This window comes from candidate division KSB1 bacterium (assembly GCA_034506395.1).
In the GTDB taxonomy this organism is placed as follows: Bacteria; Zhuqueibacterota; Zhuqueibacteria; order Thermofontimicrobiales; family Thermofontimicrobiaceae; genus Thermofontimicrobium.
The window spans coordinates 14,762-30,035 of sequence record JAPDPQ010000046.1; the positions used below are offsets into that span (position 1 = coordinate 14,762).

Below are 15,274 nucleotides of genomic sequence, written 5' to 3' on the forward strand. Positions count from 1 at the left end.
AAAAATGTCATGGTCAACAAAGCTGTTATGTTCATTGGGCTCAAATAGCGATTTGCTGGGAATAATTAAGGTCAGCTTCGATTATTAGTAGAGACTTTGGATTAAGAGTTTTTTTGTTGGTCGAAGAATTCAAAATAAAGTTGTTCGATTTTCGAGCAGATTGGTTTCCAGTCGTATTGTTCGACTATAAAATTTCTGGCGCGGCGTGCCATGATCTTCACCTGTTCTGGATGTTCAAAAGCCCAGCGGATTTTTTCTCGTAACAATACAGGATCATTCGGTTTGATTAATAAGCCTCCGTGATCGGGAAAAAGTTCACGGACACCAGCAATATCCGAAGTGATGCAAGGCACTTCTAAAGCAATCGCCTCCATGATGCAATTGGGAGTTTTATCCACTAATGTAGGCAAGACGAAAAGATCGGCTGATCGAACGTATTGAATGTTCTGTTCCCAACTTAGGTTTCCCAGAAAATGGATCCGTGGATGGCCGTTCGCAAGCTGCTTCAACTGCTGTTCCTCTGGTCCCGTGCCCCCTATGACCAAATGTGCGTCTATCGCATCGAGAATTGGAAGACAGGCCTCAATCAATACATCAAGACCTTTATATTTCACCAATCGTACCCCGACATAGATTAAATACCGATAGCCAAGTTGAGTTTTGATGTCTTCAAAATTTTTCCGTTTTAGCAGCTCCGTGTCGATTCCGTTGGGGATATATCTGACCTTTGGATAAAACAGTTGCCAGTGCTGCGCAAGCATATCTGATAAATATTGTGCGGCAGTATAGACGCGGTCATTTTTGAAGAAGAACTTTTTTTCAATGGCCAAAATGAGTTTGAGGATACCACGGGCATTCTTCCAGATATGATTTTCGCCCAATGCAGGATCAAGCTGATTTTTTAGGTTGGAATTGCACATGTATTCGTAGGTCATGCTCCCCCCGAAGGCATAGATACTGGGCTTATTATACCAGAATTTTGTGATCAAGCCTGCAATCCCAGTGGCAGCATCATAAAAGTGAAAGATATCAGGTTTTATTTTGATGCTTATCTGAATTCCTTTGAGGGCAATTGCCAGGCAGAGCAATAAGAAATAGAGCCCTGAACCTCGATTTTTCATAAATGGTACCTTTACCCGATGAATCACATAACCATCATCTACCCGTTCGATCATTTTCAGTCCTGGGGCATGCTCACAAAGCACATAAACCTGGTGCCCTCGAGTTCTGAGGTATTGGCACAAATAATGAGCGCTCTTTCCTGCCCCCCCAGCCAGCGGCGGGAATTTACTGCAATAGATAATGACCTTCATTTTGCCGCCTCAGAATTATTTTTGAGCAGCTTTTGAATGAGCAGATTTTTTTGATGAATCGATAGCTGTGTTAATCGGAGACTATTGTTCAGTGAGTCTAATAGCAGGCCCATGAAAAAGATAATGGCAGAGAGTAAGATACAGATCGCCGTAAAAATAGCGAGGCCCAGATGATACATGTGACCAGTCATTAGAAAAATAATGAAAATGTCCAGTCCGCTTGCCATCCCCGCAATGAAGAATATCATGGAGAGAATAAAAAAGAACATCATGGGATTATAATCGCGAAACAGGGTGATAATGCTATAAAGGATTAGAAAGCCATCTCCCCAAGTGCTCAGTTTCGAAACTGATCCTTTTGGGCGATGTCGGTATTCGATTGGCATGTCCAAAATCTTATAGCCTTCTTGCAAAGCTCGGATCGTCAATTCAACTTCCAGTTCAAATCCTCTGGCCAATAAAGTCAAATCTCCCAGCATCTTCCTGCTGATGATTCGATAACCCGATAGAACATCCTTTAATTTGACCCTAAAGATCAGATTGATGAGGGTGGTTAAAATTCGGTTGCCAATTCGGTGAGAAAAGGTGAAGGAACTTTTGCTGGCTTGCTTGCGAGTCCCAATGACCATATCTGCTTTATTCTGAATAACTGGAGCTATTAACTCGCGAACGTTTGAAGCACAATAAGTGGTATCGCCATCGACCATCACATAGATATCGGCATCCACTTCCTCGAACATGGTTCGGATCGTAAATCCTTTGCCTTGCCTGCCGCAGAAAATGACCTCTGCCCCTGCCTCTCGTGCTCGTTTTGCTGTCGCATCGTCACTGTTATTGTCTCCGACATAGATTTTCGCTTCGGGCAGCGCTGTTTTGAATTCTGTTACGACATCGGCGATAGTCATTTCCTCATTATAGGCGGGGATAATAACTGCCAGTTTCATAATAGCTCCTCAGAAGTATGGATTCATCGCTCATGTATATCGGTATGTCCCGTTCATTTTTTTCCCCCGAATCGCTTTTATTTTAGTTTGATTTTATATAAGCGCAAGCATGGCGGAATGAGCAAAATTCTTGATGAGCATTAAGCAAAAAGGTTTGGTTATTACCTAAATTCTCAAATTTAAGACTGAAATCAATCATGGAATATCAGATTGAAACGATTGTTACTCGATCAGCTGTGCATCCCAGAACTATCGGCAGAATGCCATAACGCTATTTTAGCGAAGGAAAACGCTTCCACTCATCAATCTGAGGTGTCGCTCCGATCATTCAAAAATGAGATAGAACTGGGGGATAGATGGTATTTGCGGGGCGATAGAGCTGTCTGGTTCTTTTTTTAATCGATTTTGATTGCTACCATGGCATGAATTATGCATTTGGGAGTGAAAAGATAATTCTTTTGAGCTGGATTTGACGAGGAGGTTTATCTATGCAATCAAAGGCAATTTTGCTCGTATCTTTGTGCACCTGGTTCGTCATGGGCACCATGGGTTGCGATCGAGAACCCACCAAGCCTTCAAATCGGACTGGCCATATCATCGTTCATTTGACCGACGCCCCAGCGCGCTTCGATGCGGTTAATATCACCTTTTCCGAAATCAGCGCCCATATTGATTCTGATTGGGTGAATGTAGAGCTCGAGTCCGATTCGACTGTGAATTTGCTGGATTATGCCAATGGCAAGACGCTGGTTCTGGCGCAAGGAGACGTACCAGCAGGTCATTACACCCAAATTCGGCTAAAAATCAAATCAGCGCAAATCGCCATAGATGGACTGACGTATCCGTTGGATGTGCCAAGTGGTGCACAATCGGGTCTTAAATTTAGGCTTAATCTAGATGTCCAACCAGGCAGTTCCTACGAACTTGTTATTGATTTTGATGCCAATCGGTCGATCCTCGTAACTGGGCCTAAAAATAATCTAGCAAGTTATAAATTGAAGCCATGTATTCGGGTCCTTTCAAAGGCAATGACTGGCTCCATTACTGGAACGGTCAGCAATGCCAGAGATTTGCCTGTTGCTTATGCCATCCAAAGCGCTGATACCATTACGTCGACAATGACCGATCCAGATAATGGAAGATTTTTGCTAGCCTTTCTACCAGAAGGAAACTATACGGTGTCACTCCGTGATACACTTGGACGAGCTTTCAGCAAAGATTTCGTTCTTGTTTCACCTGGCAAAAGCTTTGATCTGGGGATAATCACTTTGCAATGAATGACTGATCTTTCGGCTGAGTCTTTTTGATGAAATTGAGGGTTCGAGTTATTTTTTGGAGGATATGGTGAGCGTGCTGTGGAGAAAAAGCACATTCTGGATAGTGGGGTTATGGTGTGTTTTACTGTCTCAAGTAAATCATGTATCCAGCCAGGTTTTATCAACGAACCAAGTCTGGTCTGTTGATACAGTCTTTGCCTTTGATGAGAGCATGCTTGCACCGCTAGCTCAAAAAGTTGTCATTACCGATGCCCCTGGCAGAAAGGGGAAGGAGTTTCGGGATACAACCATCTATGTCAACAGCGAGCTGCGGCTTTATGCAGCACTCTATAACAATGGAAAATATAAAAGCGAGGCCAAAGTTGATTGGCTCTGGGCTGATACAACATCGCATCGCTTCACAGCATCAGATACCAGCCAATACCTTGGTTTTGGATCAACCATCATTTTTAAGCCGAAAAAGACTGGGGCTGGTTTCATCTTTGTTAAAAACTTGCCGAACGCGATGGGGGATTCTACCGGTAAAATAACAATCATCACACTCGAAAAACTAAAGATCACACCAGCCTGGTCTGACAAAAATACCATTACACAAGGACAGCAAAATATTCCTGTCTATTTTGAAGTGGAAAATACCGGCGAATTCCCTATAAAAGTCCAAGAAGCCAGCCTACAGTTCCTAAAATACGATTCTATCCTTTTATCCGATCAATATCTCGTTCATCGGATTGATACTGTTACTACGATCATTTCCAATGAAAAGCGTCGATTTGAATTTCTGGTTGATATTGAAATGGATGCCGATACGGGTAGAGTTTCCATTGATATTCAGCTAATGACTGGAGAAGCATTCTATCATGGTATCGAACCGAAACACGTTTGGGAGGTGCAATCCCCTCCGCTGCTTGTGATTACGCAAATTGAGGCACTGACGGAACAGATATTTCCAGGTCAGCAGAACGTTTTCGTGGTAATGCACGTTTCGAATTGGGGAGGGGCTACTGTTGGCTCACTCTTGGCAAGTCTGAATTTTTGGCGCAATGGTCAGGATGTTTCAAACCAATATCGCTCTCAGATGAGTGAGCTGAACCCTAAGACTCTTCCTGGGTGGAGCAGCGCGCAACTCCATCTGATCGTTCAGGTCGACCCCACCGCCACTTACGGAACTGTAGTGATTAATGGCACTATCACGGCGCAAGATCTCAATACTGGCATTTGGCATCGCGACAGCGGAGCCGATCGGCCCGGAAGCTGGCTGGTGACGCAGTCGCTGGCACAGGTCGGAATTCTGTCAACCCGAGCGAGATGTCCTAATCTCGATGCGAATGGCGACGGAGAGGTCAATTTGGGACAAATTTTTGCTGTTGAAGTCATCGTCGGCAACCAAGGTACGGATGATTTATCGTCAGTTGTCCTCTCATTGCGATCAGATGGGACATCAAAATTTTTAAATGGTCCGAAACAGGTGATATCTCGGCTCAATAGATTCCAGGTCGATACACTCACTTTTGCTATCGAAGCCTGGGCAGAGGAGATCCCTTCAGTCGAAAAATGGGTGGCGCGGATCGACAGCGCGATTTCGGTCTCAGGTGCAAAAGCGACGATCTCGCCTGCGGTCGATTCCCTGTCCCAAGTGAAGATTTTTCGTCCGACCAGACTAATTCTAACCGTCGAACTCGAACAGACCACCGTTCCAATCGCAAGCAGTTTCGAGGTGATGGCAACCGTCACGCACTCGCCTGAAAGCTCCAGCTTCGATAATTCTGGCAAGTTGATTATTCATTTACCGCAAAATTATGGCCTCATCTCTGGAGATTCTATCCGATCGTTTCAATCGAATGGAAAAGTGACTTGGAGCATCAATGCACCGAGCTATCCGAGCGGCCCAGATACCATAGCGATCTCTATCCTCCAACTCCCAAAGGATCGAAACGACCCAAGCAACTTCGCACAGATATTAAAGAGGACGAGTTGGATTGTTGTTCATACAGTGGAAAGTACCATCGACATCGTTGAGGTTGCTATCATCGAGCCAATTGGTGCGAAAGACAACATTGTCTCTACGGATCAATTGCTGCAGGTCAGGGCCAAGATCCGACCGGAACTTGTCGAAAATGTAACTGTTCACATCATCCCTCCTGATGGCTTTGAAGTTTTAGAAAATAACCCAAAGGCATTGAAAGCCGATTCAATCGCTTGGTGGTTACGAGCACCGAGTTATCAAAGCGGTTGGCCTCAGCGGCTGAAAATTAAAGCACTCGGCAATGTAAATCGAGATATGGATCGAATCATAATGGTAGTCGATTCTTCCTTGGCAATTCTGACCGTCGCGCGAGCAAACTTGAAGGTAATGGCAAAAATCATTGATCCAGCCAGTGCAATTCAAGGCAGAATTTCTCCGGGTTTATCTTTTACCATTCAAGGGGACATCATCAATTCTGGACAAGCTGGTATTTATGGCGCCTGTTCGTTGCGCTTGGATCTTCCTGATCAGCGCTTGTTTCGAGTCATTGGCGATTCGATCATCCCTTGGGTGGATCTTCCTATAGTGTGGACTGTATCCACCAGTGAACAACTCGATGCAGTCCCAAGAATCATCAAAATCTGGCTTCACGAAACTCCGTTGGATGAAAACAGCGATGAAGAGGCCTGGGTGGCTGACGATCATCGAGTCGCCGACGTGCCAGTTTTCGTTGCTGCAAACTCCTTGGAACTGCAAATTCACCAACTGCCAGGCGTCGGTCCCAAAGTCCTTGCTCCCAACATATCGGAAAATATGATGGCAATCGAGTTCAAGCATTTAGGTAACGAAATAGGTTTTCCGATTTCAATCCAGGCGCTGAAATTCGATATCGAGGATGAAAGAGGCAACCATATTGATCCAACAACCGTGATGACCAAGCTCAAAGTCCTTGATGGACAAATTACCTTGGGCGATGCGGTTTCTGTTTCGAACAATCCTGTTGAGGTTTCGATGACTAGTCCGATAACGCTTGAGGCGAATGAGCAGCGACAAATCATTATTCAGGTAGATTGCAGTCAGCATCTTTCAAAGCCATTTCGGATCCATCTCAAAGACGAAACCTCTCTGAGCATTCAGGCTCTTTTGCCGATCAAGTTTGTAGATGAATTCAGAAATCCGATCAGCATTTTCAATTTACGTTCCCAATGTCCAGTGATCATCGCAGATGACCTAAAGCGTTCGTTCCTTAATTATCCAAATCCCTTCGGAACAAAAGATCGTCCGAAAACGCATTTCATTTATTTTCTTTCCAAAGACAGCGATATCGAGCTGGAGATTTATACCTTGTTAGGTGAACTGGTATACCGCTGCCAATATAGTCGAGCCCAGCCCCAAGGAAGACGCGGATTGCATCAAGGTGAGGATCTCATTTGGGACGGTTGCAATTTGCTTGGTTATAAGGTGCTCAATGGCGTCTACGTTGCGCGAATTGAAACAAGTTCTGGTGAATCCGCATTGACTCGAGTAGCTGTAATTAAATGAGCTTTGCTATCGTATTATGGATGCAGCCCCCAATTTTATCTTTAGTCAGCTTATTTTGGAATAAACCAATTTAATGAAAGATCCGTTTCCTTCATTTGATCGCAGTTGAAATCTATTAAAGAAATTAATTGAGTTCTGTGCTAATTTCGCTTCACCATTTAACTGGACTGAGGAATGCTTTTGGTTGGAATGCACTGGAAATTTTTGGAAATAATGTCATCAGAATAAGAGGTTGGCAGAATCGCATCTTTCGATAATGAAATCCAACGAATCAAGTCTCAACCTAAAGAAAAATTGTAAAGTTTCTATAAGGCGCCGCTTATTCGATAATCTCGCTTCACAGCACTCCTTCAAAAGTAAATTTGCGTTCCTCCTGGATCAAAATAACACCTATCGGGTTAAATAAATACGATGATGCATAATTGGATATAAACGAAATTTTCTGGCTTAAAGAGAATGGGCGATCGATACTCAAGCAATATTATCCCTCTGAAATCCAGCCTCCGCACCCGCCTGATTCTGGTGTTCGTTGTATCGGTCCTTACGATTTTTCTCATTGCTGGCTATTATCTCCTCTGGGAGATTCGGGCCACGCTGGATGCGGCGTTAGGAAAAAATTTGGAAACCATGGCAAAAGTTATCGCCCTGGAGATCGATCCCAATTTTCTTCTTTACCTCCAACCAGGTGATGAGAGCTCTCGCACCTATCAAAATATTTTAGCCACGCTGCAACGGTTTCAAAGCGCTACCAACATTACTCGAATTTATCTGTTTGGCAAAGATTTTCGTTCGATTGTCGATTCGGATCCGATGGTTGCGATTGGGCAGGAATTGGTGCAGCTTAAATTCAATCAATCTGAAGTGGCTGCGGTTTTCAATGGACTCACGGCCAGTTCGACGCTGTTCGAAGGCAGGGATGGAAAATTGTATAAAACAGGCTTTGCGCCGATCAAATCCAATGGGGAAATTGTAGCGGGTGTCGCCGTGGAAGGCAGCGCTGAGATGCTGAACGTGGTGCGATCGATCCAGAAAAATTTGGTGTGGATGGGACTGGTGATTATGCTGGCGGGAATCATCATCGGAGGGATTTTTGCCAGTCGGATCACCAATCCCATCAAGCGGCTGGAGGCGGCTGCGGGGGCGATCAGCGGTGGAGATCTGCAGCATCCGATCCCTGAGTTCGGCAGAGACGAAGTCGGCTTTTTAGCCCGCACCATGGAGGAGATGCGTCAGAATATTCTGGAGCGGGACCGACAGCAGCAGGCCATGCTGGCGGGTGTGGCGCATGAAATTCGCAATCCGTTGGGAGGCATCGAGCTGTTTGCGGGCCTGCTGTCCAGCGAGGTGCAAAACAATGATCTGATAAATTACGCCCAGAAGATTTTGAAAGAGGTCCAGAATTTAAAGGCGATCATTCAAAATTTTCTTGATTACGCCCGACCGCTTCCTGCCCAGCGGGTCAAATGTGATATTCGCTCGGTCTGGAATGAAGCCATCGGTTTATTGGCAGGGGAATTGCATCAGATCCAGTTACAATTCAATTCGCAATCCGAAGGGATATTTGCTCTGGCCGATCCCCAGCATCTGAAGCAGGTGTTTTTGAACCTCATCAAAAATTCCATCGATGCCATGCCCAATGGTGGAACGATTTTTGTCCATTTAACTTCCCAGCAGGATCGGGTTAAAATTTCGTATCAGGACACAGGCAAGGGAATCCCCGCCGAACTGGCAGAGCGCATCTTTCAGCCATTTTTTACCACAAGAGAGAAAGGCACGGGTTTGGGGCTGGCGATTGTCAAAAATTTGATAACGGAGAATGGGGGGAGTATTCGATATGTTCCATCGAATGAAACTGGGGCGAGGTTTGAGGTGGAGTTGGTGAGATATGTGGCATAGGGGATGGAGCAAGGCGCTCGGGGCATGGAGCATGGCGAATGGATTAAAAAAATAGACATCTGCACAATGTGGATAGCTGTCATTCCGAACCGCCAGTTGGCGGTGAGGAATCTGGTTTTTCAACTGAGTGAGTAAGAAATAGAGATTCCTCACTCCGCTGCGCTTCGTTCGGAATGACAATCAATTTTAATCCTGCAGAAGTCTAAATGACAATAGAAAAGGAGCAAATTTTGGCAAGGATTCTAGTCATCGAAGACAACGACACCATGCGAGAGGGAATGGTGGCGATCATCGGGAAGATGGGGCATGAGTGCGATGCCGTCAGCAGCGGTCAGGCAGGGCTGGCACTGTCCGAGAAAAAGGCGTTCGATCTGATCGTGACCGATTATCGTATGGAGGGGATGGATGGCCTGGAGGTGTTGAAGCAGAGCAAATTGAAAGCGCCAGGGACCGAGGTTTTGATCATTACAGCGTATGGCACGATCGAGCTGGCGGTCGAGGCGATGAAGTTGGGCGCTGTGGATTTCATTACCAAGCCGTTCTCGCATGACGAGTTCAAATTGAAAATCGAGCGCATTCTGGAGCGGATTCAGGAGCGGAAGGAGCTGGCTCGCATCTCCGATGAAAACATCTACCTGCGGGATGAACTCGAGGAGCAATTTAATTACGGCGAGATCATCGGCAAGTCCCGAGCCATGCAGGAGGTCTATCGCACCATTGAAAAGGTAGCGGCCACGGATTCATCGGTGCTGATCTACGGCGAGAGCGGTACGGGGAAGGAACTGGTGGCCCGTGCCATTCATAAATTGAGTCCCCGAAAGGATAAGCCGTTCATCCGAGTGAACTGCGGCGCCCTGGTGGAAAATCTGCTGGAATCCGAATTGTTCGGCCATGAGAAAGGGGCGTTCACGGGTGCCATGAAACGCAAAAAAGGTCGCTTCGAGCTGGCGCACCAGGGCAGTATTTTTCTGGACGAGATCGGCGATATTTCGCCCAATATGCAATTGAAGCTGTTGCGGGTATTGCAGGAGAAGGAGTTCGAGCGAGTGGGCAGCGAGGAGACGATTCAGGTGGACGTCAGAATTTTAGCAGCCACCAATAAGAATCTGTCTGAATTGGTGCAGCAGGGGAAATTCAGGGAGGATCTGTACTATCGGCTGCACATCATTCCCATTTATTTGCCGCCGCTGCGGGAGCGAAAAGAAGATATTCCGCTGTTGGTTCAGCACTTTATCAAGCAATTAGCAGCGGAATTGAAGAAGCCTGCTCAGGCGATTACTGATGCGGCCATGGAAAAATTAATAAATTATCCCTGGCCTGGCAATGTTCGAGAGCTGGAAAATGTGATTGAGCGGGCCATCGTGCTAAGCGACAAAGCCGTGATCGATGCAGCGGATCTGCCGATCCTACCAGCCACGGGTGCTGAACGCTTGCCAGGCGATTTACTGGATCGGTTTGGGTACAAGCTCAATGAAACGCTGGCAGCGGTTGAAAAGCAGTTGATCGAGAAGGCGATGAATGAAACACAGGGGAATAAAAACCAGGCGGCAAAGTTGTTGGGGATTGGGACGAGTTTGTTGTATTATAAATTGGAAAAGTACGGAATCATCTCCAACTGACAGAGACGACCCAATGGATGATTTCGATTTTGGATTTGCGATTTTAGAAATTGATTTTGAAATAAAGTTCCCACAAATGATAGAACAGCCACGGATTATTTTTCAAAAATATATGGAAGCAATATCATTTTTGGGAAAAAACAAGATGAAAAATAGCATCTGTTGCATTGTTTTCTGTGCACTGGCGATTGGCATCAAGCCAAGCAAATTCGTGAAAAGACGCTGTCATTCTGAGGAGCGCAGCGACGAAGAATCTTTTCAATAAACGCACCTGTTCTCGTTGAATCTTGGAATTCTTCGCTCTCCGCCTGGCGGACATAGGCGTCAACCTAAGAGAGGAATATTATTCTGGGAGATCCACCAAATGCCTATTAGCGTCCACATAAGATATTTTTTTCTCAGAGACCGCTAAAGCGGTCAGCAACTCTGTTTAATTTATCATTGACGCCCGAATTAATTCGGGCGTCAATGATAAACTCGTATTACTATCAATAACCGTTTTAACGGTTGTAATATTTTTGAGCTTAGGTTGACGCCAAAGGCCTGGCGGCAGATCGCTCAGAATGACATGTCAATCGCAGTTTGACGCAAATCGCCATCTGGCGGATTGGAAAAAATATTCGGTAAAGCAAAATGAAAAAATTAATCATAATCGGAATTCTGTTTCTGATTAGCGCTTTGCTCTATTCACAGCAACTAAACATCGATCTGGCCAAGCAAAATGAAAGACAGCTTGCGGCGCAACTCGAATCGCTCCAAATCGAAAAAACGAGATACCTCCACCAGAGCGATTCCCTGGCTGCACTGATTCAGCAGCTCAAGTCGAAGCAAGATTTGAACATCTTTCAGCGGCGGCGATTGGAGCAATTGCTGAAATCTTCGCAGGAGCTTGATCAGAATATCCTTGCCGTTGATCAAAAAATTGAAAAAGCTGATCGGGAGTATCAGGCCGTGCTGCGGGAATTGGTGGCGTGGTACGATGCCCAGATGGCGCAGTTGATCGATTCGGGACGGGGCAAAAAAATTTCTCAGGAGCAGCTCGAGCGGCTGGCGACCTGGCAGCGGGAGCGTCAGGAATATGCGAGCAAAATTAAACAGGATCAGCTTCAACACCTGATCAGCAGCAGGCCGATCCAGATCCAGGAATCTGACTCTTATCAAATCATCAAACAAAAGGCCGATCTGGTAAAGGATCAGGAAGATAAGGCACGCAAGCAGATAATGCTCGTGGACAAGCGAGTGACCGAGCTTCAGAAGGAATTGAAACTGCGCAGCCGCATGAATGAGCTGATTGCCGACACTTATTTGATGGATCAGCCACCCGAAAAAATGTTGCCTCAGAGCCAGGTCCGAGGCACCAATGAAAATGCCACCTTTTCCGAAACCGATAAATCTATGAGGGCGCAATCGAGCGCCTCGTTCGATGTGGTTGATAATCTTTTGCTGAAGACCGACGTGAGCGGCATCTCAAAAATGGATCTGGAGAGCCAGCTCCGAAACTTGCAGCAGATGAAAGCCCGATTGACCCAAACGGCAGATAGCTTGGGAGCGGTTGCAGAAAAATTTTATCAAGCGGCGGAACAGAAGCGGCGGGATGAACAGAAAAATTGAACGTTCACACGTGACCGTCACTTACCAAGTGACGGTCACATTGCTTATCTTCTTCATTCAGGCCAGTTGTTCCGTTGCGCAAAATACCCATGATAACTGGCACTGGAAGCATCGTCTCCAGTGGGGCGTGGATTACGATAGCAATGTGGCGGAGGCTCGAATCAATCGGCAAAGCGATGGCCTGACTAAATTGATCCTGGAGAGCCAGGGCAAATTAACCAGTCAATCTTACCTCATCCATCTGCAATATCACGGTGGGCTGCAATATTACTTTCAAACGGCAGCCGAGCACAAAATAGCCCAGGATGCCAGCGGCACTTTCATTTATCAAGTAGCGCCCAAAATTCGGTTCGGAACGGTGCTATGGGGCCGATTCAAATATTTCAACGGCTATGATTGGCATTATTTGATCAAAAGCACAGAGCTATTTCTCACCTTCAATGTACTGGCTTCCCAACTTAGGACCGCCTACGAGAATGAAGGCTTGAACTATCTGAAATATCATCGATTCGATTTCAATACCCACCACTTTTCACTCTCCCTGATAAAACGGATCGGGCCAATATTGACTGGTCAGGTGAAGTCAGGCTATCGTTTGATCAATTTCCAGCGCAATGCGATCTCGCCCAAATCGCAGGGGCTATACATCGATTATCTGGATTTTCGCCAGCAGGATGATCATTACTATTTTTCAATCCAGGGCTCGATCCAGAAAAAAGCTTTGAGCAATTTCCAATATCGGTATTCAAGAAATTTGTCCAACAGCTACGGCTTTTCCTATCGGCAGCATCGGGCAACGCTCTCGCTGGTCTGCCCGTTGCATGAAAAATGGTTGCTACGGATTTATGGCGGCTTGCAGCGCAAGAAATATGATGAAGCCCTGAATAAAATCATCCAGACCGAGCTTGATACCGAACGAGAGATCAGCAATTTCTTCATCACCGACTTTTCCACCGATTTGACCGACAAACTGAGCCTGCTCCTCCGCTATTCCTGGTACAACAATGAATCGCCACTGCCTGGGAGATATTATCAGAAGACAATTTTGTCCTGTTCATTTGAATATCGGTTTTAGCAAATTAGCTGTAGTCCATCCGCCAACTGGCCATCGGCGTCAACCAAAGCGAACATAGTGGGAAAATTAGTCATTCTGAGGAGCGAAGCGACGAAGAATCTCTTTTATAAATGCATCTTCTTTTATTAGATCAAGTGATTCTTCGCTCTCCGCCTGGTGCTGGATCGCTCAGAATGACATTGCAGTCTTAAGTTGAGGCTAATAGCCAACTGGGGGAGGGGCTACATCTGTCATCTATCAAATTTTTGATAGTCCTATCAAATTTTTGATAATGATCTTGCCAAAATACATTTTCATATCTTAGCAATGAATTTTGCAACTGCAGTCCACTTGCGGGATGGCCTACTTTTGCCCGATATTGGGCGCTCATCAGATGCAGTCCACCTGGGAGATGGACTACTTCTGATGTGAGTGGCATATGAATTGCGCTATTGTAATTTGCATAGAATGACTTTTATCCAAAAAAGACAATGCTCAACTGATAGAAACAATCCAACGGATGGAAATCAAAACAATATCCGTTGGGTTGTTTCAATCAGTTGGAAGAAATGATGGAGAATTTTCAATGAAAAATCTCATCTCAATTATCGGCTTTTTTCTAATCCAATTTTCAGCATCAGCCATCCATCCCCAGATGCTGGCCACCATCACCGAAGACGTCACCACCGAATTCGGCACCTATCATCCCATTCCTGTGGATTTCACGGCCCAGGTGCCCGCTTTCACTTTCAAGCCTGATTTTGGCGATGTCAATAATTTCGACCAGGTGAGCTGGAATTTCAATGGCATCGATTCGGCCCTGCTGCGAGCCAATCATTTTACGGTCAAGAAAAGTCAGTACAAGCAATTGTTCGATGTTTATAATGCCTGCACCTGGAATGGCACGCCGATCTTTGTGACGACCGATGCCGTGCTGCATACCTATCACGTCCTGTTCGATCGGATTCTGGCGGAGATCGAAGTCAAAAAATTTGTGGCGGAATTGAATGCGCTGACCGAAAATCTGCTGCTTGAGACTGAAAATATTTATAACCAATCCCTCAAGCCAGAGACAAAGGAGGCGGCTCGCCGCAACCTTGCCTTTTTATCTGTGGCTCACAAATTACTGAATGGAACAGGAGTCACCGTTCCTCCAGTCGTCGCTGCGCTGGTGGATTCGGAGCTGGTGTTGATTGACAAGCATGAAGGCTATCAAATCTCGCCCATCTTCGGTAATTTTTCGGCATTGGATTACAGCCAATTCCAGCCCCGAGGCCATTACACCAAAAACGATACGCTCAAAGCTTATTTCAAAACCATGATGTGGTACGGCTGGACCATATTTACCATGGAGCCCAATCTGTTCGGCGATCTATCCTATCGCCATACCCTTCAGGCATTGTTGCTGGTGCAGATGCTTTACCGACTTCAGTTCGATAGCCAGCCCCTGTTGGAAAAATGGCAGTTCATTTATAATCCGACCGTTTTCTTTGTCGGCAAAACTGATGATCCCACGGTTCTGGATTACAAGCTGATTGCCGATCAAATTTATGGGGCGAATTTTTCATCGCTGCCCGTCGATAGTCTGGCAAATAAAAATTTGTTAGCGGCGTTTATGGTTGAAGCTCAGAAGTTGCCCGAGCCGAAAATCCCCAATTGGATCTATGGGACGTTCACCACTTACAAGGGCTTTCGCTTCATGGGGCAGCGGTTCATCCCTGATTCTTACATGTTCGCCCATCTGGTGCTACCAGAAGTCCCCGATCGTCTTTTCCCCAAAGGATTGGATGTGATGGCGATTTTGGGCTCAGATCGGGCGTTTGCCATTCTCGATTCACTGTATAAACAGACGGCTTATCAAAATTACACCCAGCAGATCAATGGCTTCAAAACCGAATTTGCCAATCTATCGCCCGCCGTCTGGGCGCAAAATCTCTACTGGAACTGGCTGTATTGCCTGATGCCCTTGCTGTACGAGAAAGGCGCTGGTTATCCATTTTTTATGCAGACGCTGGCGTGGGCAAACAAAGAGTTGTTGACCGCCCTGGCTTCCTG

Annotated in this window: 10 protein-coding genes; 8 read left to right on the plus strand and 2 right to left on the minus strand. The window is 45.9% G+C overall.

Annotation, left to right across the window (positions count from 1 at the left end; genetic code table 11):
- Positions 1-101: 101 nt before the first annotated feature.
- Positions 102-1,313 (minus strand): glycosyltransferase family 4 protein, encoded by a 1,212-nt coding sequence (locus tag ONB37_18825; protein ID MDZ7402216.1) that lies wholly within the window; start codon positions 1,311-1,313, stop codon positions 102-104.
- Complete coding sequence (locus ONB37_18830; GenBank protein ID MDZ7402217.1) at positions 1,310-2,257, minus strand: glycosyltransferase family 2 protein; 948 nt, start codon at positions 2,255-2,257, stop codon at positions 1,310-1,312. The genes ONB37_18825 and ONB37_18830 overlap by 4 nt, the downstream gene beginning before the upstream one ends.
- A gap of 488 nt (positions 2,258-2,745) precedes the next feature.
- On the opposite strand from ONB37_18830, the gene ONB37_18835 reads away from it, so the two are divergent.
- The 8 genes from ONB37_18835 to ONB37_18870 all read left to right on the plus strand — a co-directional run.
- Positions 2,746-3,534: a DUF4382 domain-containing protein gene (locus ONB37_18835; protein MDZ7402218.1), complete on the plus strand. Its 789-nt coding sequence runs from the start codon at positions 2,746-2,748 to the stop codon at positions 3,532-3,534.
- Between the two features lie 211 nt (positions 3,535-3,745).
- Positions 3,746-7,039: a hypothetical protein gene (locus tag ONB37_18840; protein ID MDZ7402219.1), complete on the plus strand. Its 3,294-nt coding sequence runs from the start codon at positions 3,746-3,748 to the stop codon at positions 7,037-7,039.
- 456 nt (positions 7,040-7,495) lie between these two features.
- Entirely contained in the window at positions 7,496-8,935 is a 1,440-nt protein-coding gene (locus tag ONB37_18845; protein ID MDZ7402220.1) for a HAMP domain-containing histidine kinase, read from the plus strand.
- A 230-nt stretch (positions 8,936-9,165) separates the two neighbouring features.
- Complete coding sequence (locus ONB37_18850) at positions 9,166-10,554, plus strand: sigma-54 dependent transcriptional regulator (GenBank protein ID MDZ7402221.1); 1,389 nt, start codon at positions 9,166-9,168, stop codon at positions 10,552-10,554.
- Between the two features lie 13 nt (positions 10,555-10,567).
- Complete coding sequence (locus ONB37_18855) at positions 10,568-10,819, plus strand: hypothetical protein (GenBank protein MDZ7402222.1); 252 nt, start codon at positions 10,568-10,570, stop codon at positions 10,817-10,819.
- Between the two features lie 368 nt (positions 10,820-11,187).
- The gene (locus ONB37_18860; protein MDZ7402223.1) at positions 11,188-12,165 is read left to right on the plus strand and encodes a hypothetical protein; all 978 of its coding nucleotides are present in this window, start codon (positions 11,188-11,190) and stop codon (positions 12,163-12,165) included.
- Positions 12,149-13,240: a hypothetical protein gene (locus tag ONB37_18865; GenBank protein ID MDZ7402224.1), complete on the plus strand. Its 1,092-nt coding sequence runs from the start codon at positions 12,149-12,151 to the stop codon at positions 13,238-13,240. Before ONB37_18860 ends, ONB37_18865 begins: the two co-directional genes overlap by 17 nt.
- A 565-nt stretch (positions 13,241-13,805) precedes the next feature.
- Positions 13,806-15,274: DUF3160 domain-containing protein (locus ONB37_18870; GenBank protein ID MDZ7402225.1), on the plus strand; the 1,469-nt coding region annotated here is incomplete at its 3' end.

What these genes read in the sequence shown, in the direction of transcription:
- ONB37_18825 (MDZ7402216.1), bottom strand. Translation starts at nt 1,313, where the DNA reads ATGAAGGTCATTATCTATTGCAGTAAATTCCCGCCGCTGGCTGGGGGG.
- ONB37_18830 (MDZ7402217.1), bottom strand. Translation starts at nt 2,257, where the DNA reads ATGAAACTGGCAGTTATTATCCCCGCCTATAATGAGGAAATGACTATC.
- ONB37_18835 (MDZ7402218.1), top strand. Translation starts at nt 2,746, where the DNA reads ATGCAATCAAAGGCAATTTTGCTCGTATCTTTGTGCACCTGGTTCGTC.
- ONB37_18840 (MDZ7402219.1), top strand. Translation starts at nt 3,746, where the DNA reads ATGCTTGCACCGCTAGCTCAAAAAGTTGTCATTACCGATGCCCCTGGC.
- ONB37_18845 (MDZ7402220.1), top strand. Translation starts at nt 7,496, where the DNA reads ATGGGCGATCGATACTCAAGCAATATTATCCCTCTGAAATCCAGCCTC.
- ONB37_18855 (MDZ7402222.1), top strand. Translation starts at nt 10,568, where the DNA reads ATGGATGATTTCGATTTTGGATTTGCGATTTTAGAAATTGATTTTGAA.
- ONB37_18860 (MDZ7402223.1), top strand. Translation starts at nt 11,188, where the DNA reads ATGAAAAAATTAATCATAATCGGAATTCTGTTTCTGATTAGCGCTTTG.
- ONB37_18865 (MDZ7402224.1), top strand. Translation starts at nt 12,149, where the DNA reads ATGAACAGAAAAATTGAACGTTCACACGTGACCGTCACTTACCAAGTG.